The following is a 25,027-nucleotide window of genomic DNA, read 5'->3' as shown; positions in this document are numbered from 1 at the left end:
TATGAAAAAGAAACTTACTATTTTATTTAGCATCATGTGTATTTTAGTACTAGCAGCATGTGGTCAAACGAAATCTAATGAAGAGGTAACGAAAAAAACGGAAAAAAGTAATGACCCCAAAATCGCCTCTATGTCTATTCACTTAACGAATAATTTACTTGCATTAGGAATTACACCAGTAGGTTCTGTAATTGGTGGAGATTTAAAAGATTTCTTACCACACGCAAAAGAACAACTGAAAGATACGAAGAAACTGGGCGTTGTAACAGATTCGAATATGGAAGCGTTACTTCAGTTAAAGCCATCTGAAATTTATGTGGATGAAAAATACGCTGGCAAAGATTTAGCGAAATACGAAAAAATTGCAAAAACACATTCTTTCAATTTAGATGAGGGTACGTGGAGAGACCACTTAAAACAAGTTGGTAAACTTGTAAACCGTGAGAAAGAAGCGGATACATATATTCAAGATTACGAAGAGCAATCAAAACGAGTAAAAAGTTTAATAGATAAAGAGTTAGGTAATAACGAAAAAGTAATGGCAATTCGCGTTACTGCAAAAGAATTACGTGTATTTAGTACGAAAAGACCGATGGGACCAATTTTATTCCAAGACTTAGGATTACAACCTGCAAATGGTGTAGAGAAAATTGATGGAAACCGTCCTTTCGAAGTCATTTCCCAAGAAGTATTACCTGACTTTGATGCAGATGCTATATTTGTTGTTGTAAATAGAGATGATAAGGCAAAAGCTGCATTTAAACAACTTCAAGAAACACCAATCTGGAAAGACTTAAAAGCTGTTAAAGGCAAGCATGTATACATTATTAATGACCAACCATGGCTAGACTATTCTGCTTTAGGTAACAAAATGGCAATGGATGAAGCGGAGAAAATGTTTACGAAATAATATCGATTCGATGTTAGGAAGATCCTCTAAATTTTGAGGGTCTTTTTTATTGTTAGAATAAATAAAAAATTATACAATAAATTTAATTTAATGCAGAGGAGATATGCCGATGTCAGCACTTATTGTAAGTATCCCGTTTATAAAGCAGTTTATGGAAATAGGGGATAAATAGGCTAGAATAATTATCCCCATTATTTAATAAAGGGGAGTTTGAAATGACAATGAATCTTTTTCAAAATAAAACGATTAAATTATCAGCTATGAGAGAAGCAGATGCTGAAGTAATGGCTATGTGGCAAGAAGATAGTGAGTATTTAAGAAATGTTGATACAGATGTAGCATTCCCGCAATCTTTACAGGAAATAGCAAGTGATGGTCTACTAAAGGGAAGGAGATCGAATAGTGTTTCTTTCATGGTAAGGACAGTTCAAGATGATCGCTTAATTGGTTTTGTTGCAATTCATGGCATAGAGTGGAATAACAGAATGGGTTTATTAGCTATTGGTATAGGAGATGCAAATGATAGGGGGAAGGGATATGGAAGAGAAGCGATCTATCTTATCTTAAAATATGCTTTCTATGAATTGAATTTACACCGCGTCGGTCTTGATGTTATTTCTTATAATAAAGCTGCTATTGAGTTGTATAAAAAGATGGGTTTTCAGATGGAAGGCTGTATGAGAGAAGCGGTTCAAAGAGATGGGAAGTATTTTGATCGCATCATTATGGGGATATTGCGGGATGAATGGATAGAGCTGCAAGGTTAGAAAGTACATTCAAAATTATATATGTAGTATGCAGGAGATATAATGAAAATTGGCGAATTTTTACAATGTACTGATTGAACTTATAAGGAGTCATGAAAAATGAATTTAGAAAAAAGTAAACCAGTAAATGAAGAGGTCGCTGAATTAAAGGAATTAATTAAAGAATTACACGGAAGTGTACATCAACTTCAAAGTGAAGTGCAGCAATTAAGGCACGAAAGACCGGTTGTTGAAGTAAGAAAAGGTGTTCAATTATCACCAGCAATCGTTGGACAAATTGGTGGCATGATATTAGGTGGATTAGCAATTATCGGTATATTTTGGTGATAAAAAAAGGTTTGCAGCATAGTGCTGCAAACCTTTTGTATTTGACGATATAATTTTACGCACTACAACTTTTACATTAAATAACGTAAATATATATAAGCATGTGATAACAATAGCGCAATAATTGTTAACGGTAAACCAATTTTTAAGAAGTCCATATACGAGAATCCATGTCCTTCACGTTTTGCAATACCAGCAACGACTACGTTTGCGGATGCTCCGATTAATGTTCCGTTTCCTCCTAAGCAAGCTCCAAGTGATAACGCCCACCACAGTACTTCGATTTGTGGAGAGTCTACAGATAGTCCGAGTCCTGTAGCTAAATCTTGAATAAGCGGAATCATCGTTGCGACAAAGGGGATATTATCAATTGTCGCAGATGCGATGCCTGATACCCATAAAATAAGTACCGCAGCGAAACCGATATCGCCATTTGTTACGTCGAGTACTTCTTTTGCGAGTGAAGAAATAAGCCCGATATCAATTAACCCGCCAACGAGAACGAATAGTCCAGCGAAGAAGAAAATAGTTACCCATTCAACGTGGGCAAATACATCTTCAATATCGTGTTCTTTTACTCCAATTAGCATAAGAATTGTAGCGCCTGTCATCGCGATAACGGCAGCGTCTACATGAATAATCGAATGAAGTACAAAGCCTAAAATAGTTAGTCCTAAAATTGAAATGGATTTTAAAAGGAGGCTTTGATCTTTAATATAATCTTTTTCGTTCAATGCCATTAATATTTTAATTTGCTCAGTTGTTGTTTTTAGTTTGTTACGATACATGAAGTAAATAATGCCAAGTGTAACGATAGAAATAATAATTACGATTGGAGCTAAGTTTAGTAAAAAGGCATTAAAATCTAAATGTTTGTTTGCTGATCCAATCATAATGTTCGGTGGGTCACCGATTAATGTTGCTGTTCCGCCTATATTTGAAAATAGCACTTCTGAAATCAAATAAGGAACAGGGTTTACTTTTAAAATACGTGTAATGGATAGTGTAACAGGTACGATTAATAAGACGGTTGTTACGTTGTCCAAAAATGCTGATCCGACAGCAGTTAATAGGGATAGCAATAATAAAATGCGGATGGGTTTTCCGCCAGCTGCTTTTGCCGCTTTAATAGCTACAAATTCAAATACGCCTGATTGACTCGTAATATGTACGAGAATCATCATCCCAATTAAAAGGGTAATCGTTTCCCATTGAATGTGTGATGTGAAAGCGGTATGTAAATCTACAACTCCAAAAATAATCATAATAGCAGCACCAAATAGTGCGATTACAGCACGATTCAATTTCTCAGAAATAATAAATCCGTACGTGATTAAAAATATGGCAATTGCAAAATAATATTGCCAATTTGCTACTTCATGTGCTGATTGTTCCAATCATGTCACCTTCTTTAAAGTATGTATTCAATTGTCGAAATGTATCTCGCTGTATTCATACGGGATAAAATATATTGTAGCAAATTCAAAAAAGAAAGAAAACTATTTAACAAAGTGAAGGAAAAAATGATGATTTTACATATGATATAAAAAAATAAAGAAACACAGTGCAAATTATTAGGAAAAGTGGGCGCTGTCCTCTAATATAGAGATAGCAATTTACATTATTTTTGCGTAAAATGGTTTAAAGAGGTGAATTCCGATGGAAATAGTAAAAGATAGTTCTCTTATTCAAAATGAAATTGAACGTTTTGTAAATAAAGATGTATATATTCATTTAGAAACAACGAACGGAGCGTATGCGTCACACTTTAATGAAAAGATGATGACGGTTGGTGCATTCATTCGAAATGCAATTATTCGCTTTGAGCGCGGGAAGATTACTGGAACGAATCCATACCGAGTTGGTTTAAAAATGGATCATGGCTGGGTATATGCAGAAGGTATTACGCACTGGGAAGTAGACGATAAAGAGCGTTTATTACTTGCAGGGCACGATAATCAAGGCCGTTTAGCAGTTGCACTTGAGTTAAGCTTAACGCCATTTAAGTAAGAAGGAGGGAAACTTATGGAGAGACATGTACTTGTTGTATTTCCGCATCCAGATGACGAAGCATTTGCTGCGGGAGGAACAATTCGCTTATTAACAGATCAAGGAGTACCTGTAACGTATGCGTGCGGTACTTTAGGACAAATGGGACGTAACATGGGGAAAAATGTATTTGCTAACCGTGAAACGATTCCAAATATACGTGAAAAAGAATTAAAAGATGCATGTGAAGCGATGGGAATTCAAGATTTAAGAATGCTTGGTTTCCATGATAAAACGTTAGAATTTGAAGATGTTGATTTCGTTGCAGATAAAATTGAAGCAATCATTCAAGAAGTAAATCCATCTCGAATTATTACATTTTATCCAGAGCACGGCGTACATCCAGATCATGATGCATTTGGTCGCGCTGTCGTTCGCGCTGTATCACGTATGCAAAAAGAAGAACGTCCAGTCATTCATGCAGTTGCAATTACGAAAAATCGTGAAGCTGTATTAGGTGAGCCGGATGTTGTAAATAATATTAGTGAAGTATTCGAGCATAAATTAGCTGCACTAGGTGCGCATCGTTCCCAAACAGAAGCGATGTTAGAAGAAACACACGCAAAAATTAAAAACAAAGATGCAGCAACATTAAAATGGCTGCAACTTGAACAATTTTGGACTTATAAATGGGAGTAGGCTAGAAGGGAATCTTCTAGTAGCTCTTACATAGAAAAAGCATCGTCATTTGGACGGTGCTTTTTTAGTGAATAATTTTTATTCTCCTGTTATTAGCGAACAGTCATCACTTTATCTCTTAGTCCATTCTTTTACGAATTCATCATGATATGCTTCGCTCCAATGGTATGGCTGCAACTCTTTTAACGGTTTGAAAATAATATCTTGTTTCGAATTTGTAATGGCGCATAGTACTTCCGGTCCCCAATAAAATAAACGTTCTTGGCATACACCACAAGGTGATAACACTTTTAATTCAGAATGCTCATTTTCCCTTGCAAGACAAATAGAATGTGTAACTTTCTTATGAAATTTATGTGCTTCTAAAATAGCACCTGTTTCCATACAAAGTTCTGTTGAAGCGTTTATTACGTCAGGGGCGACACTTGTATAAATGGAGCCGTCTTCTACACGAATTGCTGCAGCTCCGCCCCAACCATGTGGATATCTTTGGTCAATTAAACGTTTCACTGTATCATATAATTGTTGTTCAATGCTCAATTGTAGTTCCTCATTTCTACGTAATTTTCCATTCAATGACTATGTTATTTTTTTAGTAATACCGTTCAAAAAGAATAGACATCTAATTTCACACTATGGATGTAAGAATTACTCTTCATCTGCATCCTTATCCTCTAAGGAAATTAATAGAGGGATTGATATAGTTACAAGAATGATTAAAGTGGTGATAAAAGATTTAGAAAGAGAAAAAGAACCTTCAATTAAAGGTGATAAAAACTTGAACGAAAGTATACTTGTTATTAAGGAAGTTACTAAAAAGCTAAAAAGTGATATATTTTTATTCTTTATAGATGTCTCTATAAAGTCTTTAATACAGGTTATTACGACAAATATAGTTAATATGATAAGAGAAATAAAATAATGTGTTACATTTGTCATACTAATAGTAGGATCGTCTATTATGTAAGCAAGTAACTTGGATACTAACATGCCTCCAAACAATAAAATAATAAAAGCGAGTAATCCTTCCGATATATAAGTGCTGAAATTATCTTTCTTGTTAAAAAGCTTATAGTTCAGAGTAGATTGGGTTATTTGAATTAGGAATAGGGTAATAATCCATACATAATATACAATTGGTAATTCTCCTGAGAATAGAGAGATTAGGAAGTTTAATATTGTCCTTAAAATTTCAATCATTACGAAAGTCCTCCTGTTTGTAAGCTTGCGACATTAAAATATAATAGTCTATTATTTAATAATTAGAATTGTTAATTCAAACTATTTCTAATTATTCCATAAAAAGGTGGTAGCATCAAGTTATCTTTTTGACAAATCCGCCAAGGCCGAGCACTAGAAAAAGAAACGTAATATGTAATATAATCAAAAAGTATATTTAAAAAATCAATGTTAATATTACCCTCCTATAAGTATTAACATACGTAATTGAGGTGTTTTCTTTGTTGTTTTATGATCGAATTTCTATAATGGCCCCTCCTGTTCCGTAGCTTAGGAAAGTCTTTTTATTTCTGAGATTTTCAAAGTTATAGGAGGGTATGAAAAATGAAAAAAGTCTCAGTACCATCACTTTTGTTAATGATCATTCTTGTCGCATTTCCGCAAATTAGTGAAACGATTTACACACCGTCTTTACCTGACATTTCAAAGGCGTTACATGTAAGGGATAATGAGGTGCAGTTAACACTAAGTGTGTATTTTGCTGGATTTGCTTTAGGTGTATTTTTTATTGGATGGTTATCAGATATAATTGGCCGTCGCCCGGCAATGTTATTTGGAATTGTCGTATATGGCGTTGGGAGTTTCTTATGCTTTATTGCAAATTCCATTGAAGTTTTATTGGTAAGTCGTTTTATTCAAGCGTTTGGAGCAAGTGCTGGCTCTGTTGTTACACAAACGATTCTACGTGAAAGTGTAGAAGGGCATAAGAGGCATGTTATGTTTGCTCAAATCTCGGCAGTCATTGCCTTTACACCAGCGATAGGGCCATTAATTGGTGGCTTTCTTGATCAAATGTTTGGATTTAAAATCGTATTTTTAAGTTTAGTAGTTATGAGTGTCGGGATTTTTCTGTATACGTTTGTTTCTCTTCCGGAAACAAAAACGGACTCAGTAACGAATAAAATAAATGTGTTTTCAGTTTTGAAGAGATTAATTACAAATCCGAAAGTAGTAACATATGGGTTATTAATTGGAGGAGCGAATGGTGTTTTATTTAGCTATTATGCAGAAGCGCCATTTATCTTTATTGAATACTTTCAGTTATCGCCTAGTATGTATGGATTTTTAGGAATTGTTGTTGCTTCAGCTTCTATTATTGGAGCAAAAGTTTCAAAACGTTTACTTGCTACTTATAAACCAGAGAAGATTATATATATCGGTTGTCTCGTAATGACAGGAGGAGCTATCCTTTTAACTGTTATTACTTCATTGGGATCAAATCCAAACATAATATATATGATTGTATTTTTAGTAGCGATGTTTATATTGCTATTAGGAATTGGAGTAGCGTTGCCTAACTGTTTAAGTTTAGCATTAGTAGATTTTCAAGATGTTATTGGTACAGCCGGAGCTTTGTTTAGCTTAGGGTACTATGTAATTGTAACGATGATAATTTGGGGAATGAGTCAGCTGCATACGGGCTCGTTACTCGTGATGCCACTTTATTTTCTGGCTATAGTAGTTATCATGATGGTGTTTACTAAAGTGTTTATTTTAGGTAAAGAAACTTCAAAAATGAGTTAAATATGAAATAGTAAAAGAGTCTCATTTTTTTATGAGACTCTTTTATATTTTATCCCGCTGTTTCGAGGCAGCAAGATTCCTGCCTCAAAATTGGGCTGGACTAAAGAAGTTAGTAGTTTATTAATATATTAAATTTCTGGTTGGTATATAAATTGGACGTGTGGGAAATTACGTTATCAACTATAAAGATTGAAGTACATGAGGTGTGAAACCGAGGAAGAAATACACTCCTCGGTTATTTATATTGTAATAATATTTATACCGGAATCATATTGAATAGATGTATTTTATTGTTAATTCAGTTAAAAATTAAACGTAATCATGCATATTAATTTATCGAAAAAATAATTGAATTTTTCAGATTAATGAATTAATATAAGGTAAGTAATTTTAAGATTTATAGAATATTGGAGGATGAAAGGTTTTGAGAATTTTGTAAGAGGCAAAAAACGATTTTAAGATAGCTTTAAAGCTAGTGTAAAATGACGTTTGCTTCATCATTTTCAAGGCCGAACGGAATTAGGGGAAGACATCTTGTTTTAAAATGCGGTTATGAATCATCTAAGAGGGGGAAGAGAAGTGGCAAACAAAGAATTGAAAAGAGGCTTAGAAGCACGTCATATTCAAATGATTGCTTTAGGCGGAACGATTGGTGTTGGCTTGTTTATGGGGTCAGCCAGCACGATTAAATGGACAGGTCCGTCAGTAATGCTTGCGTATGCAATTGCAGGTATTTTTATTTTCTTCATTATGCGTGCGATGGGCGAAATGTTGTATATGGAGCCGAGTACAGGTTCATTTGCGACGTTCGGTCATAAGTATATTCATCCGCTAGCTGGTTATATGACAGCGTGGAGTAACTGGTTCCAGTGGGTTATCGTTGGGATGTCAGAAATTATTGCGGTAGGAGCATATATGCAATATTGGTTCCCAGACTTACCAGCTTGGATACCAGGTGTAATCGCAATGGTTATTCTTGGCGCAGCTAACTTAATTTCTGTTAAGTCATTTGGTGAATTTGAATTTTGGTTTGCGATGATTAAGATCGTTACGATTCTATTAATGATTATTGCCGGTTTTGGACTTATTTTCTTCGGAATTGGTAACGGCGGAGAAGCGATTGGCATATCAAATCTTTGGTCAAACGGCGGTTTCTTTACAGGGGGTTTTTCAGGATTCTTCTTTGCTTTATCACTTGTAGTGGGTGCATACCAAGGTGTGGAGTTAATCGGTATTACTGCTGGTGAAGCAAAGGATCCGAAGAAGACACTTACAAGAGCGATTCAAAGTACAATTTGGCGTATTTTAATTTTCTATATTGGTGCTATTTTCGTTATTGTAACTGTGTATCCGTGGGATCAATTAAGTACAATTGGTAGTCCATTCGTAGCAACTTTCGCGAAGGTTGGTATTACGGCAGCAGCTGGACTTATTAACTTCGTTGTTATTACAGCGGCGATGTCTGGTTGTAATAGTGGTATTTATAGTGCGGGTCGTATGCTTTATACGTTAGGGGTAAATGGACAAGCGCCGAAATATTTCACGAAACTTTCTGGGAATGGTGTGCCTTTATTCGGAACAGTTGGCGTAATTATCGGTTTAGCGGTCGGTGTTGTATTAAGTTATATCGCACCGAAAAACTTATTCGTATATGTATATAGTGCGAGCGTACTTCCTGGTATGGTACCATGGTTCGTCATTTTAATTAGTCAAATTAACTTTAGAAAAGAAAAAGGGGCAGAGATGAAAGATCATCCGTTCAAAATGCCATTTGCTCCTGTCACAAACTATTTAACAATTGCCTTTTTAATTATGGTATTAATCGGAATGTGGTTTAACGATGATACACGTATTTCACTAGTTGTAGGTATTGTTTTCTTAGCTATCGTAACAATTAGTTTCTATGCTTTCGGAATAGGGAAACGACGTCCATTAGATGTTCCAAATGATCAAGAGATTTCAAGTAAATAAAGATAATAAAAAGTCCGATTTCTCATTTGGAAATCGGACTTTTTATTATTAAAACTTTTCTAAAACGATTTTCCCAATTGTACTTCCGCTTTCAAGTAATGCATGTGCTTTCTTTATGTTTTCAGCGTTAATTGGTGTGAATGTTTCATTTAGAGTAGTCTTTAAAACGCCTTCATCTAATAGTTCACTTACTTTATTTAATAGTTCGTGCTGCGTAATCATATCGCCAGTTTCATACATCGCTTTTGTGAACATAAACTCCCAAACGAATGTAGCACTTTTACTTTTTAAAATACCCATCTCAAGAGGGTGTTCATTTTCTACGATAGAGCAAATTTTTCCTTGTGGTTTAATAAGCTCACATATTGCTTGCCAATGTTGATCTGTATTGTTTAAGCAGAAAATATAATCTACGTCTTTTAGCCCAAACTCTAATATTTGATCTTGTAAAGGCTGGTGATGGTTAATGATATAATCGGCACCAAATTTTTCAACCCAGTGTATCGTTTCATTGCGGGATGCAGTTGTGATGACATTCAGTCCAGCCCATTTTGCAAGTTGAATTGCAATCGAGCCAACACCACCAGCACCGCCGATAATTAAAATGTTTTTAAATGTATTCTCATCTCTTTTATTATAATCAATACCTAAACGTTCAAATAAACCTTCCCATGCTGTAATAGCTGTTAAAGGAAGTGCTGCAGACTCCGCATCACTTAACGTTTTTGGTTTTTTACCAACAATTCTTTCATCAACTAAATGATATTCACTATATGTACCTTGTCTCGTAATGCTTCCAGCGTAAAACACTTCGTCGCCTTCTTTAAATAACGTACAGCTTTCGCCAGTTTGCACGACAACACCACTAGCATCCCAACCAAGTATTTTCGCTACATCTTCTTTTTTATCTTTCGGAGAGCGAACTTTTGTATCAACTGGGTTAACGGAAATAGCGTTAATTTTAACGAGTAGATCTCTTCCTGTAGCAACAGGTCTTTCAACTTCAATATCAATTAAACTGTTTTCTTCTTCAATAGGTAAGTATTCATGTAAACCAATTGCTTTCATTTCTATTCCCTCCATTAAAGTAAGAGTCATTTACTCTTTTATTATAGATGGTGAAATGCCATTATGTAAAAAAGTACACGCTTTTTTATTTATGCTGGTATGAAAGTGTGGAAGGAGTTTGTTTCTAAAAAACAGAATTTTTTACTGTGTTACTTTATCTCAAATTAAATGTAAAGGTGGATACATAATGACAGTAAAGAAGCTTTATTTCATCCCAGCAGGTCGTTGTATGTTAGATCAATCTTCTGTTAATAGTACGCTCACACCGGGGAATTTATTGAACTTACCTGTATGGTGTTATCTTTTGGAGACAGAAGAGGGGCCTATTTTAGTAGATACAGGTATGCCAGAAAGTGCGGTTCATAATGAAAACTTATTTGAAGGGACATTTGCAGAGGGACAGATTTTGCCGAAAATGACTGAAGAAGATAGAATCGTAACTATTTTAAAACGTGTAGGATATAAGCCGGAAGACCTTCTATATATTATTAGTTCTCACTTGCATTTTGATCATGCAGGAGGAAATGGTGCTTTTTTGAATACGCCAATTATTATACAGCGTGCTGAATATGAGGCAGCGCAGCATAGAGAGGAATATTTGAAAGAGTGCATACTACCAGATTTAAACTACAAAATTATTGAAGGTGATTATGAAGTGGTACCTGGTGTTCGATTATTGTATACACCAGGACATTCTCCAGGGCATCAGTCATTATTAATTGAGACGGAAAAATCCGGTCCTGTATTATTAACGATTGATGCATCTTATACGAAAGAGAATTTTGAAGATGAAGTACCGTTTGCGGGGTTTGATTCGGAATTAGCCTTATCTTCAATTAAACGTTTAAAAGAAGTTGTGATGAAAGAGAAACCGATTGTTTTCTTTGGACACGATATAGAACAGGAAAAGGGATGTAAAGTGTTCCCAGAATATATATAGTGCAAAAAGTCATGGGCAAATAAGCTCATGACTTTTTCGTTTAAATAATTTTTTTGAATAAGTTATAAACTTTTTTAGAACTATCTTCATTTAATTGATAGTACGTAAGGTTTACATCATCGGGAGTATCTTGCTGAGCAATCATCACTTCGTTACTGTGATGGTCAACTACCCATATGAAATATTTTTTATAAGTTCCATCCTCGAAAGTAATCCACATATCACAGTCTATTAAATCTGATCCTTCTTCATCTAATGTTAATTTTCCTTTTTTGGCTGTATCCATACTGTTCATGAATGTTTTTAATTCATCTGTTTTTGTGAGAAAGATATCCTTTTTTGTTTTAATTGACTCGACATGTATATCTTTTATTTCCTGTTTTCCTAAAAAGACAGGGGGCTCATTTGGATCTCTTTGAGTTGAAATAATAGTAGCTTTCTTCTTTGGCTTATTTGCTGTATAGAAGTCTTGAATAGATTTTCCAGAGTTAAAAAACCATACGATACCAAAAATAATCAATGCGCTACCGAGCAGTAAAATGATTTTCTTAATAGAATATTCTCCTCTCTATTACTTCGTATGAAGAGTTTTTCTATTAATATATGATAGGGAGGCGCAAAGTATTATAGTTGAACTTGGTTATGCTTCAAAGTTTTAACAGGGCGATCTACGAGTAAATTGTAAGTGAGACCAATTAGTACGAAAATGCCACCGATAACTTTGCCCATTGAGAGTTCTTGTGACAAGATGAAATCAATGATAGTCCCCGCAAATAATTGTCCGATAAAGATGAGTAACGTTAAATAAAATGCTGATATTTTAGGAGTGATATAGTTGGATAATGAAATAACGATAACGCCTACTAATCCGCCTAAGTACACAGCGATAGGAATAGATTGTAACGTCTGCATTGGAATATGCAATGAATCTGAGCTGAAAATTAAAAATAGCATAGAGAAAAATAATCCAGTAATATAATTAAAAAACGTGCCTTCCCAATTTCCAATTTTCGCTGCTAAAGTTGCGTTAATAATTCTAGCAACAACGATAGAAACACCAGCTAAAATAGCGATTGTAATATATAACATTTTCTTGCCTCCATTAATAAATTGTCATGATTATAATTCCGGAAGAGATGAAACATAATCCAATTAGTTTTTTCTTTTCAAACTTTGCAACTTTCATTCCTAATAAGCCGAAATGATCAATAACGATGGAAGCGATAGATTGACCGAGTAAACTTAATGCAATCGTAATAGAAGCACCAAGGACGGAGAAACTTATATTATTAAAAAGAACAGTGAATACTCCAATCGCTCCAGCGCTATATAGAAAAAGTGGAATACTTTTATCAAAATGAATTTTATTTTTGTTTACGATTAAAATGAAGATAACTGCAATTAAACCGACAAGGTGAATGACAACGCTTGCGGTATACTTGCCAATTAACTCAGATAAAATCCCATTCAGTGGAAGCATAACGGCGATGAGCACACCAATAAAGACAGAAAGAAAGTTATACAATGTAATATCCCCTTTAATTTTCATATTTGTAATGACTGTATCATGCTGAAATTGTGTATTACTATGACATATGTCATAGTGGAAGAAGAAAATTTTGATTACAATGGGGATGAGTTGTAAAGGCGGGGGAACGATGAAGAAAGTATGTAATTCTATTAAATTAGCAGGGTATATGAAACAAAATAATATTGACTCCTTTTTTAGTAATGATATGAATCCGTATATGGAACTTATATTTTTTAAAAAGAATGAGTTTATTTGTAGAGAAAATGAAGAGATAGACTATTTATATTTTTTCGTTGAAGGAAAAGCGAAGGCATTTAATACATTAAGTAACGGTAAATCTGTATTATTATGCTTTTATGATAGTTTGCAGCTGTTAGGAGATGTGGAGTTAATTCATTCGCAAAAGACAGCTTCAAACGTACAAGTAATGGCAGATTCATATTGTGTTGGTTTGCCTTTAGGAAAAGTGAGAAATCAACTATTTCATGATGCGAAATTTTTACGATGTATTTGCGGATCGTTAGCACATAAATTAAACCGACTTTCAAAAAATAGTACTATTAATTTACTATATCCACTTGAAAATAGACTTGCGAGTTACATGTTAGCAGCGGGAGAACGAGCGGTGCAGCACGGGAATCGAATTGTATTTAGTGGGAATTTAACGGAAACAGCTGAATTGTTAGGGACGAGTTATCGGCACCTATTACGCACATTAAATATTTTTTGTGATAAAGAGATTATAAAGAAGAACAATGGTTGCTTTGAAGTAGTGAATGTGGATGTTTTGAGGGAATTGGCGGCAGATGTTTATAAGTAGGAGAGGATTATAAATGATTACACCTATATTTAGAATTTTTGATATTGAACAAGCAAAGCAATTTTATTTAGATTTTTTAGGATTTAAACTGGATTGGGAACATCGGTATGAGAAACATATGCCATTATATATGCAAATTTCATTGCATGATGCTGTAATACATTTATCAGAACATCATGGAGATGCTTCGCCAGGTGGTGCGATTCGCATCAAAATAGATAATGTAGAGGATTATCATTCTATATTATTGAATCAAGAATATGCTTATTCAAAGCCAAATATAGAAAAAACACCTTGGGATATAATTGAATTAACTGTAAATGATCCGTTTTCAAATAGAATCGTATTTTATGAGGAGAGATAGTAGAGCCGGAAGGGATTACTATATAAATTTTTTATAGATAGTGCAGTGTAATTACGTATTAAATAAATGTAATGAAGAGTAGTTCATAAAGTAGCAAACTACTCTTTTTCTTTTTGTTAAACAAATTGAATTATTGAAAAATAAATTGTATCATAAAACATATGAACGGATGATCATATATTCATATGTTTTATGAAGGAGGAAAAAGATGTTAGATGTAATTATTATTGGAGCGGGTCAAGCTGGATTAACAATGGGATATTACTTGAAGCAAGAAGGATATAATTTTTTATTACTTGAGGCAGGAAACCGAATTGGGGATTCATGGAGAAACAGATATGATTCTTTACAGCTCTTTACACCGAGAGAATATAGTAGTTTACCCGGGATGATATTAAAAGGGGAAAGGAATGAATTTCCACATAAAGATGAAATTGCAACGTATTTAGAAGAATATGCAAGACATTTTCAATTACCAATCCAATTGCAAACGGAAGTTTTAAAAATAAGGAAAGAGAAAGAAATATTTGAATTGCACACTCCTACAGAAATTTTACAATCGAAAAAAGTTATTATCGCATCGGGTGGGTTTCATCAACCATTTATCCCTTCAGTTTCAGAAAATCTTTCATCACATGTTTTTCAAATACATTCATCACAATATAAATCACCATCACAAATTCCACAAGGGAAAGTACTAGTAGTAGGTGGCGGGAATTCAGGAATGCAAATAGCAGTAGAACTTGCAAAAACTCATGAAGTTATGATGTCTATCAGTCATCCTTTAACGTTTTTACCGTTACATTTTTTTAGAAAAAGTATTTTTAATTGGTTAGAAAAATTGGGTTTATTGTATGCTGAAGTTAGTACCAAGAGGGGGAAATGGTTTCAGAAGAGAAAAGATCCTATTTTTGGATTTGAAGGTAAGGAACTCATTCGTAATGGAGCAATACAACTACAGGAAAAAGTAGTAAGTGCATCAGAAAATAACATTATGTTTCAGAACGGTGAAACATATAGTGCAGAAAGTATTATATGGTCAACAGGTTTTATTCAGAATTATAACTGGATTGAAATTGAAAAGGCAGTGAATGAGAATGGATTTCCAAATCATGTAAAGGGGATAAGTCCAGTAGGAGGATTGTATTATATCGGTTTACCGTGGCAGTCTCAAAGAGGTTCTGCACTTATTTGTGGTGTAGGAAAGGATGCGGCGTATTTACTTTCTGAAATCAAAAAAATAGATCAGTAGCAGCGACTACTGATCATCCATATGTACATGAATTAGGAGAGGTCAAACATTTATTGACTTTATTATAATTGATTTTCATAAGAATAAAAACTGAAAATTCTAATTTTATGTTGAGAAAGTTTTTTCTATCGAAATATATAAAAGAATAGGGGGTTTTTAGGAAAAAGAAATATGATATTTATATTTTAATAAATTGTGATATAGTTTATAAAGAACAGATTACATAAAATGTTATTTTATTACATATAAAGTAAGGGGGGATGGTTGTGAAGTTTGATGATCAACGCCTACTAGGAGTACGATTAGGTTCTGTACTAGTAACAGAGGAGAATCAATATTTAGTAATTAAGAAAAAAGATCATTATGCACTATTAAATATACATAATTTAGAATGCACACATGTTGAAGTGCAGCTAGAACATGTTGAAGAAATGTTGCAGGAAGATTTCCAAGAAAGTATAACGGAGATTATCGCACCAGAACATATAAAAATTGTTGCGAAAAATGTTATATAAAGAAAGAAGCTGGAAGGAACAGCTTCTTTCTTTTCATTATAAGGATAACATTTTTAAGACGTCACCAATAATCCCTTCCATTTGATGAACACCTAAGTCAGTGTTCGTCATAATAACAGCACCATTACCCCGGTATGGATAACAAACCATCATACATTGAAATCCAACGCCCCATCCAAGTGAATATATTTGTAAGTCTTCATTAGAATTATCTAGAAAAACCCCTAATCCAGTCCATTTTGAGCAACCTTGAGGTGAAATCATATCTTGTACTGTTTTTTGAGAAAGTTTTAGTTTGCCCTTTCCTTGTAAGGAATGAATGATTTCAATTACTAAAGTTGATAAGTCTGTTGGTGTTGTCCAAATACCTGAAGCAGCTGCGAAGGGATAAAATGGATACTTTTCATTTGTAACGGTGCCATTTTTATTATGCTCGCAAGCAAAGGTCTCCATTTTATTTATATCTTCAGAAGAGAATACTGTACTATTTTTTAGCTGGAGTGGCTGAATGATATATTCTTCAAGTAAAAGATTGAATGGTTTTCCAGTTATATCTTCAAGTAGTAGTTCAATAATACAAAAGTTTGCATCGGAGTAGTGAAATTCGCTTTCTGGTTTATAAGTTATTTCTATTGGTACTGGGCAATAGGATGTTTTACCGGCAAGGAGTTCAGACATGTTTGGTCGCCCTTGTGCAAATGTATAATGTCCAAAACTATTAGGAGGATCAATAATTCCAGATTGGTGACTTAATAAATTTCGCAGGGTGACTTTTTTCTGTGAGGTAAATAGGTTGGTAGGTATGTTCCAAGATGTGGGTCTATCATTTATGTCTTCATCTAAATGTATGATTTCTTGATCTGATAACGTTAGTACGAGCATTGTAGTGATGAATTTACTAATTGAACAAGAGTTGAATATAGAATTCGTAGTGACAGTTCTAGTTGTTCTAGATTCAAGCGTTCCAAAGGCAATCGTTTCGTCTAGTTTGCCATCACGTATAATAGCAAGGCTTAAACCTGCAACGGAATATTGGTTCATTTTTTCGTATATATCGTTACTTTTTAAGTTCATAGTGACTCCTTTCTTAAAAAGACAGAATGTTAGTTCTATTATACAGTAGTAAATAGAGAGAAAAAGAAAAAACTTCATCTTTTATCGATGAAGTTTTTTTAGTTAATTCGAAGTGAATGTTTTAAAAAATTTATCTCGGTACATGTACATAAACCATGAAGTTGTTAGTAAGGAAATGATAACTTGTTTGTTTTGAATTGGCGCATTGAAAACAAGCCAGCCAACGATATCAAATAATAAATGTAGTGCAATTGAAAGAACTACAAATTGTAGCAACGTATTTAAAAATCTTTTCATAAAGTGTCCCCCCTAAAATAAAAGGTTTTATCAACATTGTTGTATATTACTATTATACATTAAATGTGTTTTATGGTAAAATTTACATAAGATAATGGAATAAAACAAATGAAAGCTAATAGGGGGGATAGTCATGGAATTTTGGATGATCATACCGATAGCGGTCTTTGGGTTTATTTATATTGTTGAAAAATTAAATAGAATCGAAAAGAAAACGGATGCACGTTTAAAGAGGATGGAAGATAGATTACAGCTAATTACGAAAGAAATGGGAATTATAGATAGAGAACCTGAAATTAATAAAGAGTTACGCCAGCTTATGGAAGAAGGAAAAACAGTTACAGCAGTTAAAAGAGTAAGAGAGGCTTTTGGTTTTTCTTTACTAGAAGCGAAGCAATATGTTGATAAATTATAAAAAAGATCATCCATTTGGATGATCTTTTTTCAATGCACCATGCGTGTATTTACATAAGCAGCAATTATAACGTGGCCGATTATAATGATAGGAAATAAGATTTTGACATTAGGAGTAGTGAAGACACTACCAATTGTGGCAATAGCACCGGCAGTTAAATTATAAAGACCAACTATTTTTGATAACTTATCTTTATTTGGCACACGGCGTTCATTGAATCCTGATAAGAGCCAAGTGTATTGTTTAACTCCGATGAAATAGGCTAGTGCAAATGAAATGATTGCTAGTATGAATAATGATGGAGAAGCGAAGAGAGTCATTGAAAACACCTCCGTTAAAGGGTTATAAATAAATTATAGTATGAATTTGAATGTTTAACAAAATACAATTAAAGCGCACAAAATTTTGTGCGTTTTTTATTCATGTTATGAAAAATATGTAAGAAAATATGGAACAAATATTTGAGATGAATTGTCTATTATAGGTAATAACTATTTCGTTTGAAAGAAAGGGTGGAGAAAATGAAAAAGAATATATTATTAAAAGTAGGGGTATGTGTAAGTTTACTAGGAGCAACTCAATTTATGAGTACAATTTCTTCTGTGAAAGCGGAACAAAAGCTAGAGCAAAAAGTAATAAAAAATGAATCAGGAACCATTTCAATTTCTCAGTTAAACAAGCATGTATGGGTTCATACGGAGTTAGGTTATTTTAACGGGGAAGCAGTTCCTTCGAACGGTCTAGTTCTTATTACTTCTGAAGGTTTAGTACTTGTCGATTCTTCTTGGGATGATAAGTTAACGAAGGAATTAATAGAAATGGTAGAAAAGAAATTTAAGAAGCGCGTAACGGATGTCATTATTACACATGCGCACGCTGATCGTATTGACGGAATTAAAATGTTGAAAGAAAGAGGTATTAAAGCGCATAGTACGGCATTAACTGCAGAACTAGCAAAGAAAAATGGATAGGAAGAACCACTTGGAGATTTACAAACCGTTACAAATTTGAAGTTTGGAAATATGAAAGTAGAAACATTTTACCCAGGAAAAGGGCATACAGAAGATAATATTGTCGTATGGTTACCACAATACAACATTTTAGCTGGAGGCTGTTTAGTGAAATCTAGGTCTGCGAAAGATTTAGGGAACGTTGCTGATGCTTATGTAAATGAATGGTCTACATCGGTTGAGAATGTGCTGACGCGATATAGAAATATAAATGCAGTAGTGCCTGGTCATGGAGAAGTAGGGGACAGAGGATTACTTTTACATACATTGGATTTGTTGAAATAAGAAAAAGCGAGGAGAAACAATTTTCTCCTCGCTTTCTTCTAACTATATTTAAATGCAAAGCCTGCATACGTTACTGAGATTTTAATTCCAAGTATACAAATATCAGTACTGTCATAATAGCGATAACAACGTAAGTAGCATCAAGCATTATAAGTGTTTTTAAAGTTTCAGTCATTCTCATTCACCCCTGGTATGAAAATATAACATAATCTCTTATCAATCAGATAATAGATTATAAAGATAACAATGTACATGAAATTTATTAAGTAGATTCTATATAAATATATCATATAAATAATGTAAACAATGTTAAGATAATGTAAATGTATTGTAAAGAAAGGGGCGGTTCATCATGTTTATAAATCTATTTATTTGTAAATGCTATGTATCTCTCGTGTGCCGGATAGAACACAGTTATAACATGTGAAAAATAAATTCATTTTGACAAATCAATCACGATGGTAGCCGTTACTAAATTTTCCTCTATTACTTCTACTTGTACTTGTTCATCGTTTCTCCAATTGATATTGAAGTTGTCTGTCGTATACATTTCCTTAAGAGTGACCTCTTTATATTTTTCTAAAATGCTACCTCTTTTCCCATAATAGATTCTTACAGTTGAACTGGGACTTGGTCCTTTTGATTTTATTGTTTCTCTAAGCTCGATAATATTTATTAAATTTGGAGATTCACTTTTTTGAAAGGTAAAGGAACTGACCACTTTTTGTACCTTCTTAAAAACAGGACCATTGGATTTATTTGATATGTCAAATTCCACAACTTCAGGTACGGATTCTTTTCCTCGTAGCGTTATCGTTGCTTCATAATCGTTTTTCCAATCTACGGAAACGTTTGAGGAATCGAGACGTTCCCCGTCATTTGCAATACTTGTGTCAAAATGTTCCCATAAGCCGTATTTAATTCTTACAGGAAAGGAACCATGAGAAGAGTCTGAATCTATTTTTACTACCTTAATCGTATTTTTATTATTTGGAGAATGACTTTTTTTAAGTGTAATGTCCTGTAAATACAAAATGTAAGACAAACAGCCTACTACTAAAATAATTGGAATTACAATACGTAAGGTAGTAATGGGACGTCCTCGTGTCGCTTTTTTCTTAGTACTTTTACTATTTTGTTCAAGTTCTTTTTCAATACTTGTTTGAACTGTTACTTTTGGCGTGCGAATAAGCCACCAAATGAAAGCTATAAGTAGTAAGAAAAGAGGTATTCCTTGAATAAAGAGAAATCCTTTCCAAAAATCTAGTCTAGTACTATAGGGAGAATCTGTTGCCATCACCCCTATAAAAAGTGACACTGGGCTTACAAGTATATTCATCCCTAAACCGATCAATACGAATGAAAGATTTTTATTCCTAATTTTTCGTGATCCAGCGATAATAAATAGAAATACTGCAATACCGAGTATAAGAAACAGTATTCCGTAATAAACCATCGTATATACCATATTATCCCTCCATAACTTTAATTGTACCATCAGTAAGGAAAATTTTGTGAAATGTTAAATAAATATGATATTTGTATTCCTTAACAGTACGCCGATATATGATGCAAATAAATAATGATTTGCAAATATGAATATTAGAAGACAGTAACAATATTATGTCAACAATGTGAACTGTCACAAATTTTTATATTTTATTGTGATTGATATCACATCCCTTTTCCTCAATGGGTATTATGCTTGATTTGTAAGGAATGATTGGGAGAGGGTGGGATGATCATGTTTTGTTATCAATGTGAACAAACGCCAACAGGCGGATGTAAAGTAATAGGTGTTTGTGGTAAAAATGAAACAATAGCAAGTTTACAAGATACGATTGTATTTGGATTAAAAGGAATTGCTGCTTATCGTACGCATGCTGCTCAGCTAGGGTATACGGATGGTTTTGTAGATGCTACAACGCAAGAAGCATTGTATATGACATTAACAAATTCTAACTTTAATGAACAAGAACATATTGATATGGCTATGAAAGTTGGGAAATCGGCTTTACGAGTAATGGAGTTGTTAGATGAGGCACATACGAATCACTTTGGTGTTCCAGAACCTGTTCAAATTACACAAAACCATGTGGAAGGTAAAGCAATTGTAGTTACTGGTCATAATTTGTTTGCGTTAGAAGAATTATTAAAACAAACAGAAGGAAAAGAAATTAATATTTATACGCATTCTGAAATGTTACCAGCACACGGGTATCCGCAGCTGAAAAAATATAAGCATTTAAAAGGAAACATCGGTAAGGCATGGTATGATCAACGACGTCTTTTTGAAAAATTTACAGGTGCCATATTAGCGACAACGAACTGTGTAATGCCAATTAAAGGATTATACTCTGATCGATTCTTTTCATATGATATCGCAGGTTTAGAAGGTGTACAAAAAATTGAAAATGATGATTTTGCACCGTTGATTCAAAAAGCGCTAGAACTTCCAGAAGTACATATGGAGTCGGATGAACAGTTAGTAACAGGGTTTCATCATAATACAGTATTATCATTGGCCCCAGAAATTATTGAGGCAGTAAAAGAAGGGAAGATTAAGCGTTTCTTTGTCATCGCAGGTTGTGATGCACCAGGAAAAGGCGGGGAATATTATCGTGAATTAGCAACGTCACTTCCGCCAGAAACGGTTATTTTAACGACTTCTTGCGGAAAATTCCGCTTTAATGATGTAGAGTACGGTGTTGTACCTGGTACAGAGATTCCGCGTTACATTGACTTAGGACAATGCAATAATTCAATTTCTACAGTGAAAATAGCAGCCGCTTTAGCAGATGCATTTCAATGTGAAGTGAACGAATTGCCAGTTAGTATTGTCCTTTCATGGTTTGAACAAAAAGCGGTTGCGATTTTACTTGGACTATTTAGTCTCGGCATTCAAGATATTCGCATCGGTCCAAAGGCGCCTGAATTTATTTCACCTGGCGTGCTTGATGTATTACAAGAAACATTCGGTTTGAAACTGATTACAAATGCAGCGGAAGATATGGAAATGATGTTATCGTAACAAAAGGATGATTTGTCTTATTCAGAAGAAGAACTGGCCTATAGCGCCCCGAAACAAAAATGTAGAATTTTTGTTTCGGGGCATTTTTTTTTAGTGGGATAGGTAATAGTTGATTTTAGAAAAATATAAAAATCGAGTTGACATTTACAACTACTCAGTCATACAATGTACTTGTAATAGGTAATACTGAGTAGTGCTGTTTCTCAAAATATTTTCAGCAAACGATAGGTAATAGCGGTTTTTAGAAAAATTTTAAAAATCAGTTGACATTCACAACTACTTAGTCATACAATGTAGTTGTAATAAGTAATACTGAATAGTGTGGTTTTACTCAAAAGCTATTCAGTAAAAATTCGCCTTAGTACTCTGTGATACTGAATATAAGTCAGACAGAATAGGGGGTAAAGGAGGATCAGGATATGGAAAATTTAACTGAAATGTTGAAAGGTTCACTGGAAGGGTGTGTACTGGAAATCATCAGCCGCCGTGAAACGTACGGCTATGAGATTACCCGCTACCTGAATGATCTTGGGTTTACCGAAGTCGTAGAAGGGACGGTTTATACTATCCTCGTACGATTAGAAAAGAAAAAGCTTGTGAATATTGAAAAGAAACCATCAGATATGGGGCCGCCTCGTAAGTTTTATTCATTAAATGAAGCAGGCCGTCAGGAACTTGAATTGTTTTGGAAAAAATGGGATTTTGTATCTTCAAAAATTAACGTCTTGAAGTCAAACTAGCCTCATAATATAAAATGTTCCGGCTCATATTTGGAGAGTTTCTTGTTCTGCTTTATAAAAAAGGAGGAAAATAATATGTTGGAAATATTCAAAAAATTAATTGGTGATAAAAAAGAGTACAGAATGATGATGGCACGTGTTGCAGCACTACCCGAGGACTATCAATTTGTGTTTAAGAAAATTCAAAACTACATGTGGAATTTTTCGACCGGAAACGGTATGGATATGCTGCACATACAGTATGAATTAATCGATTTGTTTGAAGCTGGTGCAGCAGAAGGCAGACAAGTGCTTGACATTACTGGGGAAGACGTAGCATCTTTTGCTGACGAACTAGTGGCAAACGCTAAAACGTATGTCTCCAAGTATCGTGAAGATTTGAATGAAAGTATTATGAAGAAGTTGAGAAAAAAATAAATACAATTAGGAATACCAACTGATTAGCTGGTTACAAATGTGAATTGCCACCATCGCTATTCAGTTATATTTTTAAATCACTACTAAGTATTACAGATTATCAGTGATACTAAATAGAGGGTATAGGTAATCTATTTTGATAAAGGGGGAAAAAGTATGAGTAATGCAGCGGTTTCTGTAAAAGGATTAAAAAAATCTTTTAAAGATAAAGAAGTCTTAAAGGGAGTGGATTTTGAAGTGCAGCGTGGCGAAATTTTCGCGCTGCTAGGCTCAAATGGAGCGGGGAAAACGACAACGGTAAATATCCTTTCGACGCTAATGAAACAAGATGATGGTGAAGTAAGTATTTGTGGATTTAATATCGAACGTCAACCAGATCATGTTCGTCAAAGCATCAGTTTGACAGGGCAGTTCGCAGCTTTAGACGGCATGCTTACCGGGAGGGAAAACTTGATCATGATTGCCAAGTTACGTGGTGTCTCCAATCCTGTTCAAATCGCTGACAATTTGCTTGGAAGATTTATCCTGACGGATGCGGCTAATCAGAGGGCAGATCAGTATTCAGGCGGGATGAAGCGCCGGCTTGATATCGCGATGAGTTTGATTGGGGCGCCAGCAGTTATTTTTCTTGACGAACCAACGACTGGACTTGATCCTGAAGCGCGGATCGAAGTGTGGGATACAGTCAAGGAACTTGCTGGTGGAGGCACAACCATCTTGCTAACAACCCAGTATTTAGAGGAAGCAGAACAACTGGCAGATCGTATCGCTATTTTGCATGGCGGAAAAATTATTACGACAGGTACTCTTACTGAACTAAAAGAGATGTTCCCGCCAGCAAAAGTGAAGTATATCGAGAAGCAGCCGACATTGGAAGAAATTTTCCTTGCGATTATTGGTAAAAAGGGGGAGATGTAAATGAAAAGCAAAACAGGGGTATTACTAGGGCGCTTAATGCGTAATATTATGCGTAGTCCGGATACAATTATTACAGTAGCGATTACACCAATTATGATGATGCTATTGTTTGTCTACGTGTTTGGCGGGGCGATAAAGACAGGAACGGATAACTACGTTAATTATTTATTGCCAGGAATTTTGCTAATGGCTATCGCATCCGGTGTGGCTTACACTTCTGTGCGATTATTTACGGATGTAAAGAGTGGGCTAATGGCACGTTTTATTACGATGCCAATTAAGCGCTCATCGATATTGTGGGCTCACGTTTTAACCTCTCTTGTTGCGAATGCTCTTACTATCGTAGTGGTTATACTTGTTGCGCTCTTAATGGGCTTCCGTTCCAGTGCTAATATGCTAGAATGGCTTGCAGTAGTTGGGATACTAGGAACGTTTACGCTAGCGCTCACATGGCTAGCTATCATTCCAGGGCTGAAAGCGAAGTCTATGGAGGGAGCGACAGCGTACTCGTACCCACTAATTTTTCTACCATTTATTAGTTCAGCTTTTGTACCTACTGAAACGATGCCAAAAATTGTTCGTGCATTTGCAGAGAATCAGCCTGTAACTTCAATTGTAAATGCCATTCGTGCCCTTTTATATGAAGGGACTGTTGGCAACGATATTTGGATTGCGCTTGCTTGGTGCGTAGGAATCATGATTATCTCGTACTTTTTTGCTAGTAAAGCATTTAAACGTCAGTTAGGGTAAGTGAATTAAATCATCCGAAATTATATACGTTTTAGAAAAAGCACGGGAAGATTTTCCGTGCTTTAATAATACATTCATACTTCGCTTAATTGTAGTAGTTTTAAAGTAAATAGGAGAATAATGAATTGAATACAAATGCCATGAAATATGGTATGTAACGCTTAACTAAAATAA

General features: G+C 34.5%; 29 protein-coding genes and 1 pseudogene. 19 read left to right on the top strand and 11 right to left on the bottom strand.

The features are described 5' to 3' along the window. Position 1: 1 nt before the first annotated feature. The 3 genes from AAG068_RS17050 to AAG068_RS17040 all read left to right on the top strand — a co-directional run bounded on the left by AAG068_RS17050 (position 2) and on the right by AAG068_RS17040 (position 2,004). Positions 2-910 carry an iron-hydroxamate ABC transporter substrate-binding protein gene (locus AAG068_RS17050; RefSeq protein ID WP_342715111.1) on the top strand — a complete coding sequence of 303 codons (909 nt, stop codon included), beginning with the start codon at positions 2-4 and terminating at the stop codon, positions 908-910. Between the two features lie 215 nt (positions 911-1,125). Beyond that, a complete protein-coding gene (locus tag AAG068_RS17045) occupies positions 1,126-1,677 on the top strand; it encodes a GNAT family N-acetyltransferase (RefSeq protein ID WP_342715110.1) in 552 nt (183 codons plus the stop codon). A gap of 99 nt (positions 1,678-1,776) precedes the next feature. Beyond that, positions 1,777-2,004, top strand: coding sequence for a hypothetical protein (locus AAG068_RS17040; protein WP_001047523.1), 228 nt, complete (start codon positions 1,777-1,779; stop codon positions 2,002-2,004). A gap of 71 nt (positions 2,005-2,075) precedes the next feature. Here the strand turns inward: AAG068_RS17040 and AAG068_RS17035 are convergent, their stop codons facing one another. Further along, the gene (locus AAG068_RS17035) at positions 2,076-3,401 is read right to left on the bottom strand and encodes an ArsB/NhaD family transporter (RefSeq protein WP_342715109.1); all 1,326 of its coding nucleotides are present in this window, start codon (positions 3,399-3,401) and stop codon (positions 2,076-2,078) included. Between the two features lie 262 nt (positions 3,402-3,663). Here AAG068_RS17035 and AAG068_RS17030 point away from each other — a divergent pair, with 262 nt between their 5' ends. Further along, the gene (locus AAG068_RS17030) at positions 3,664-4,014 is read left to right on the top strand and encodes a YojF family protein (protein WP_000407039.1); all 351 of its coding nucleotides are present in this window, start codon (positions 3,664-3,666) and stop codon (positions 4,012-4,014) included. A 15-nt stretch (positions 4,015-4,029) separates the two neighbouring features. Continuing rightward, a complete protein-coding gene (bshB2, locus tag AAG068_RS17025; RefSeq protein WP_098387652.1) occupies positions 4,030-4,692 on the top strand; it encodes a bacillithiol biosynthesis deacetylase BshB2 in 663 nt (220 codons plus the stop codon). A 111-nt stretch (positions 4,693-4,803) separates the two neighbouring features. Here bshB2 and AAG068_RS17020 read toward each other — a convergent pair whose 3' ends face one another. Next, positions 4,804-5,232 carry a cytidine deaminase gene (locus AAG068_RS17020; RefSeq protein ID WP_342715105.1) on the bottom strand — a complete coding sequence of 143 codons (429 nt, stop codon included), beginning with the start codon at positions 5,230-5,232 and terminating at the stop codon, positions 4,804-4,806. Positions 5,233-5,340: 108 nt separating this feature from the next. Further along, positions 5,341-5,892: a DUF5823 family protein gene (locus tag AAG068_RS17015; protein WP_342715104.1), complete on the bottom strand. Its 552-nt coding sequence runs from the start codon at positions 5,890-5,892 to the stop codon at positions 5,341-5,343. Between the two features lie 363 nt (positions 5,893-6,255). Here AAG068_RS17015 and AAG068_RS17010 point away from each other — a divergent pair, with 363 nt between their 5' ends. Further along, positions 6,256-7,455 (top strand): multidrug effflux MFS transporter, encoded by a 1,200-nt coding sequence (locus AAG068_RS17010; RefSeq protein ID WP_342715103.1) that lies wholly within the window; start codon positions 6,256-6,258, stop codon positions 7,453-7,455. A 579-nt stretch (positions 7,456-8,034) separates the two neighbouring features. Then, positions 8,035-9,426, top strand: coding sequence for an amino acid permease (locus AAG068_RS17005; RefSeq protein ID WP_142291789.1), 1,392 nt, complete (start codon positions 8,035-8,037; stop codon positions 9,424-9,426). A gap of 48 nt (positions 9,427-9,474) precedes the next feature. Here the strand turns inward: AAG068_RS17005 and AAG068_RS17000 are convergent, their stop codons facing one another. Further along, positions 9,475-10,494, bottom strand: coding sequence for a zinc-binding alcohol dehydrogenase family protein (locus AAG068_RS17000; protein WP_342715102.1), 1,020 nt, complete (start codon positions 10,492-10,494; stop codon positions 9,475-9,477). Between the two features lie 187 nt (positions 10,495-10,681). On the opposite strand from AAG068_RS17000, the gene aiiA reads away from it, so the two are divergent. Continuing rightward, positions 10,682-11,434 (top strand): quorum-quenching N-acyl homoserine lactonase AiiA, encoded by a 753-nt coding sequence (aiiA, locus tag AAG068_RS16995; RefSeq protein ID WP_166703243.1) that lies wholly within the window; start codon positions 10,682-10,684, stop codon positions 11,432-11,434. A 40-nt stretch (positions 11,435-11,474) separates the two neighbouring features. Here aiiA and AAG068_RS16990 read toward each other — a convergent pair whose 3' ends face one another. From AAG068_RS16990 to AAG068_RS16980, 3 genes are all read right to left on the bottom strand, one after another. Further along, a complete protein-coding gene (locus AAG068_RS16990) occupies positions 11,475-11,969 on the bottom strand; it encodes a hypothetical protein (RefSeq protein WP_052494319.1) in 495 nt (164 codons plus the stop codon). An 89-nt stretch (positions 11,970-12,058) separates the two neighbouring features. After that, on the bottom strand, positions 12,059-12,523 hold the full coding sequence (locus tag AAG068_RS16985) for a DMT family transporter (protein ID WP_342715101.1): 465 nt from the start codon (positions 12,521-12,523) through the stop codon (positions 12,059-12,061). Positions 12,524-12,536: 13 nt separating this feature from the next. Then, positions 12,537-12,983, bottom strand: a complete 447-nt coding sequence (locus AAG068_RS16980) for a DMT family transporter (protein ID WP_243497915.1) — start codon at positions 12,981-12,983, stop codon at positions 12,537-12,539. A gap of 109 nt (positions 12,984-13,092) precedes the next feature. On the opposite strand from AAG068_RS16980, the gene AAG068_RS16975 reads away from it, so the two are divergent. The 4 genes from AAG068_RS16975 (at position 13,093) to AAG068_RS16960 (ending at position 15,916) form a co-directional block, all read left to right on the top strand. Further along, positions 13,093-13,785: a cyclic nucleotide-binding domain-containing protein gene (locus tag AAG068_RS16975; protein WP_342719780.1), complete on the top strand. Its 693-nt coding sequence runs from the start codon at positions 13,093-13,095 to the stop codon at positions 13,783-13,785. Positions 13,786-13,798: 13 nt separating this feature from the next. Next, positions 13,799-14,149 carry a glyoxalase superfamily protein gene (locus AAG068_RS16970; protein ID WP_342715100.1) on the top strand — a complete coding sequence of 117 codons (351 nt, stop codon included), beginning with the start codon at positions 13,799-13,801 and terminating at the stop codon, positions 14,147-14,149. Positions 14,150-14,357: 208 nt separating this feature from the next. Next, on the top strand, positions 14,358-15,401 hold the full coding sequence (locus AAG068_RS16965) for a flavin-containing monooxygenase (protein ID WP_048525551.1): 1,044 nt from the start codon (positions 14,358-14,360) through the stop codon (positions 15,399-15,401). Between the two features lie 266 nt (positions 15,402-15,667). After that, the gene (locus AAG068_RS16960) at positions 15,668-15,916 is read left to right on the top strand and encodes a hypothetical protein (RefSeq protein WP_048525552.1); all 249 of its coding nucleotides are present in this window, start codon (positions 15,668-15,670) and stop codon (positions 15,914-15,916) included. Between the two features lie 36 nt (positions 15,917-15,952). Here the strand turns inward: AAG068_RS16960 and AAG068_RS16955 are convergent, their stop codons facing one another. Both AAG068_RS16955 and AAG068_RS16950 read right to left on the bottom strand, forming a co-directional pair. Continuing rightward, positions 15,953-16,990 (bottom strand): serine hydrolase domain-containing protein, encoded by a 1,038-nt coding sequence (locus AAG068_RS16955; protein WP_342715099.1) that lies wholly within the window; start codon positions 16,988-16,990, stop codon positions 15,953-15,955. A gap of 102 nt (positions 16,991-17,092) precedes the next feature. Continuing rightward, on the bottom strand, positions 17,093-17,287 hold the full coding sequence (locus AAG068_RS16950) for a hypothetical protein (protein WP_098669601.1): 195 nt from the start codon (positions 17,285-17,287) through the stop codon (positions 17,093-17,095). Between the two features lie 133 nt (positions 17,288-17,420). On the opposite strand from AAG068_RS16950, the gene AAG068_RS16945 reads away from it, so the two are divergent. Further along, on the top strand, positions 17,421-17,702 hold the full coding sequence (locus AAG068_RS16945) for a hypothetical protein (protein WP_262787228.1): 282 nt from the start codon (positions 17,421-17,423) through the stop codon (positions 17,700-17,702). Positions 17,703-17,731: 29 nt separating this feature from the next. Here the strand turns inward: AAG068_RS16945 and AAG068_RS16940 are convergent, their stop codons facing one another. Further along, on the bottom strand, positions 17,732-18,022 hold the full coding sequence (locus AAG068_RS16940; RefSeq protein ID WP_342715097.1) for a DUF3784 domain-containing protein: 291 nt from the start codon (positions 18,020-18,022) through the stop codon (positions 17,732-17,734). A 201-nt stretch (positions 18,023-18,223) separates the two neighbouring features. On the opposite strand from AAG068_RS16940, the pseudogene bla2 reads away from it, so the two are divergent. Further along, positions 18,224-18,997 (top strand): annotated as a pseudogene (bla2, locus tag AAG068_RS16935) (BcII family subclass B1 metallo-beta-lactamase). 436 nt (positions 18,998-19,433) lie between these two features. On the opposite strand, the gene AAG068_RS16930 reads toward bla2, so the two are convergent. Then, on the bottom strand, positions 19,434-20,465 hold the full coding sequence (locus AAG068_RS16930; protein WP_342715096.1) for a hypothetical protein: 1,032 nt from the start codon (positions 20,463-20,465) through the stop codon (positions 19,434-19,436). A gap of 276 nt (positions 20,466-20,741) precedes the next feature. Here AAG068_RS16930 and hcp point away from each other — a divergent pair, with 276 nt between their 5' ends. The 5 genes from hcp to AAG068_RS16905 all read left to right on the top strand — a co-directional run bounded on the left by hcp (position 20,742) and on the right by AAG068_RS16905 (position 24,853). Further along, positions 20,742-22,028 (top strand): hydroxylamine reductase, encoded by a 1,287-nt coding sequence (gene hcp / locus AAG068_RS16925; protein ID WP_342715095.1) that lies wholly within the window; start codon positions 20,742-20,744, stop codon positions 22,026-22,028. A gap of 419 nt (positions 22,029-22,447) precedes the next feature. Further along, entirely contained in the window at positions 22,448-22,768 is a 321-nt protein-coding gene (locus tag AAG068_RS16920; RefSeq protein ID WP_103102415.1) for a PadR family transcriptional regulator, read from the top strand. 75 nt (positions 22,769-22,843) lie between these two features. After that, positions 22,844-23,185 carry a DUF1048 domain-containing protein gene (locus tag AAG068_RS16915; protein WP_000889650.1) on the top strand — a complete coding sequence of 114 codons (342 nt, stop codon included), beginning with the start codon at positions 22,844-22,846 and terminating at the stop codon, positions 23,183-23,185. Positions 23,186-23,341: 156 nt separating this feature from the next. Next, on the top strand, positions 23,342-24,103 hold the full coding sequence (locus AAG068_RS16910; protein ID WP_342715094.1) for an ABC transporter ATP-binding protein: 762 nt from the start codon (positions 23,342-23,344) through the stop codon (positions 24,101-24,103). Further along, on the top strand, positions 24,104-24,853 hold the full coding sequence (locus AAG068_RS16905) for an ABC transporter permease (protein WP_342715093.1): 750 nt from the start codon (positions 24,104-24,106) through the stop codon (positions 24,851-24,853). It abuts the gene before it with no gap. Positions 24,854-25,027: the final 174 nt, after the last annotated feature.

Origin of the sequence: Bacillus paramycoides, assembly GCF_038971285.1 — a bacterium.
Taxonomy (GTDB): Bacteria; Bacillota; Bacilli; order Bacillales; family Bacillaceae_G; genus Bacillus_A.
This window is presented reverse-complemented; position numbering and strand designations above follow the sequence as displayed.